The 2,661-nt window shown below is 68.7% G+C and carries 3 protein-coding genes; all 3 read left to right on the forward strand.

The features are described 5' to 3' along the window. Positions 1-8: 8 nt before the first annotated feature. Positions 9-602, forward strand: a complete 594-nt coding sequence (locus H928_RS0112315) for a CMD domain protein (protein ID WP_052329961.1) — start codon at positions 9-11, stop codon at positions 600-602. Next, positions 599-1,210 carry an alkylhydroperoxidase domain protein gene (locus H928_RS0112320; RefSeq protein ID WP_021026788.1) on the forward strand — a complete coding sequence of 204 codons (612 nt, stop codon included), beginning with the start codon at positions 599-601 and terminating at the stop codon, positions 1,208-1,210. The genes H928_RS0112315 and H928_RS0112320 overlap by 4 nt, the downstream gene beginning before the upstream one ends. A gap of 214 nt (positions 1,211-1,424) precedes the next feature. Next, the coding region (locus tag H928_RS30810) for a WG repeat-containing protein (RefSeq protein WP_204366308.1) at positions 1,425-2,661 on the forward strand (1,237 nt) is incomplete at its 3' end.

A 2,661-nucleotide genomic window follows, 5' to 3' on the forward strand; every position in this document is an offset into this window, starting at 1 on the left:
GCAGCCATCTGGATGCCGTGCGCCGCCACCGGCTGCAGGCGCGCGAGCAGGCCCAGCAAAGCTTTCTGGCGCTGTTGGCGCCGCGCGCGCCGCTCAGCAGCGATTGGCCGCTGGCTGAGCGCCTGGCCGTTGCCGCCTTTGTGGCCGGCCTGCACCAGCAGCCGCAGGTGCAGCGCTTTTACCGCGATGCGCTGGCCGCCCAGGCCAGCCTGGCGCTGGGCAAGGCCATTGACGCCGAAGTGGCGCAAGGCCTGGCCCGGGGCCCCTATGGCCAGTACCCGCAAGGCCCCTTGAGCGCCGAAGACCAGGCCGGCCCGGTCTATGCGGTGGGCGCGCAGAGCCGTGCCGTGCTGGGCGAGCGCCTGTCCGCCGGCCTGGCGCATGCACATCTGCTGGTCTTCCACCCCCGTGATGCCCAGCCCGCGCATCTGCAGGCCTTGCTCGATGCCGGCTGGAGCGAGACCGACATCGTGGTGCTGTCGCAGCTGGTGTCCTTCCTGGCCTTTCAGATCCGCGTGGTGGCGGGCCTGCGCCTGTTGCAGGCCCATCCGGCTCCAGCCACATCCGCCCAACAACCCACCGCCGAAGAGAGCGCCGCATGAGCAAGCAAACCCTGCACTACCCGAACAGCACCGCGCCCCAGGTCTTTACCCAGGCCCAGCTGGACTGGCTGCCCTGGATCGAGCCGCTGCCCGAGGCCGAGCTGACCCCGAGGCACTTTGACGGACTGGTCGATGCAGCGCGTGCCAAGTCGCCGTACTTTCGGCTGCTGGCCCGCGATCCCGACACCCTGGGCGCGCGCACCCGCACCGACAAGGACATCTTCTACAACCCCGATGGGGGCCTGCCCCGCGCCGAGCGCGAGCTGGCCGCTGCAGCCACATCCCGCCTCAACGGCTGTATTTACTGCGCCTCGGTGCATGCACGCTTTGCCTCGCATTTCTCGCGCCGCGAAGAGGATGTGCAAAAGCTGCTGGATGATGGCGTGCAGGCCGATCTGGGCCCACGCTGGAATGCGATTGTTGCCGCCTCGGTCGCCTTGACCGAGACCCCCCTGGCGCTGGATGCTTCGCATATCGATGGCCTGCGCCAAGCCGGGCTGGATGACTATGCGATTGCCGATGCGCTGCAAGGCGCGGCCTTCTTCAACTGGGCCAACCGGCTGATGCTGAGCCTGGGCGAGCCAGCACTGGAGACGGCACCGGCCTAGAGCGGCCAAGCAGCTTGAAAAGCCCTGGGAGGAGGCGCGGTGCCACCCAGGGTTTTTTCTTGCGAAGGTTGCCGCCGGGCGGCAGAAGAAAAAGCGGATACTTTGGCGCTGTATCCCTTTTGGTCCATGGCCTCATGCTCTTTCCTCTGCATCCTTCTAGCGGCGGTATGCCGCAGCAGCTGTCCGTGCCCGGGCGGCGGGCCAGGGGCTCGGTATGAGCGCCTTGCAAGTCTTGCGTGCCTGGCTGGGGCTGCTCGCGCTCAGTCTGGGCCTCGCCGGCGCCCAGGCTGCGCCGCCTGACTACCAGGATCTGTATGCCCACCCCGAGCGGGCCTTGCCGATGCAGCAGCACTGGCAGATGCAGCCGGTGTCGTCGTCTGCGCCACCCTGGGCAGAGATCTTCATGTTCCAGACCCGCTTTGATCCCCGCCTGGTCGATCGCCTGCGCTGGCTGAGCCTGAACCCTGACCCCGACACGGCACTGGCCCCCGCCTTGTTCGATGCCCTGGACGGCCGCACGCTGTTTCTGGCGCCGTCCGCGCGCAGCCTCTGCAATGGCCGCTGGAAGGTGCTGCGGGTGGAATCCATCAGCAACTCCAGCGTCAACAAGGTGCTGCAGCCCGCTACCAAGGTCTGGCTGGTGCAGCACAAGCCAGGCGGCACACTGGAGGCCACCACCGCCTACGGGCGCCTGGATGCGCAAGGCCATTGGGCTGTGCCGCCGCTCACCTGCGACGGCAGCACCACCAACGCGGTGTTCTCCGCCGATGCGCTCGCCTACCTGATGCCGGACGATGCCCAGTCCCTGCCCTCGGACCTCCAGCTGGACCTGGTGTATGCACAGCCGGGCCTGCGTGATGCCCGGGGCCGCTGGCTGGCGCCAGTGCCGCCCAGCGATATCACCACGGCGCAGTGGATGGACTACAAAAAGCAGATCGTCACACCGGGCTCGACCGGCTCGGGCCTGATCGATCCGCAAGGGCGCATGGTGATTCCGTTCATCTTTGGCATGCTGCCCGATGCGACGGCGCAGCGCCGCATCCAGCTGTGCAGCAACGCCGGACTGCGCCTGCTGCGCGACGCCCAAACGCCCCGGGTGTGCCGCTGGCAGCGCCTGCAGCGCAGCCAGGGTGGGGAGGGGCTGCGGCCCGTCCAGGACGCGGCCACCGGGCGCTGGGGCTACCAGAATGCGCGCGGCCACTGGGTGATTGCGCCGCAGTTCCACGAGGCGCGCCGCTTTCGCCATGGCTACGCGGTGGTGGCGGCGCCGTTTTCCGAGGACTGGCGCCCGCCCGGCTGGCAAGACGCGTGGCCGATGGTCCGGCAGTACTGGCGCATGGGCCGCTATTGGGTGGCCGAGGCGCTGGTACGCAATCCATCGACCGCCGGGCAGTGGGCCATCCGCTATGGCCTGATGAACGATGCCGGCCAGTGGCTGGGGGCGCCGGGGG

Origin of the sequence: Comamonas sp. B-9, from assembly GCF_000410635.1 — a bacterium.
Classification (GTDB): domain Bacteria; phylum Pseudomonadota; class Gammaproteobacteria; order Burkholderiales; family Burkholderiaceae_C; genus Comamonas.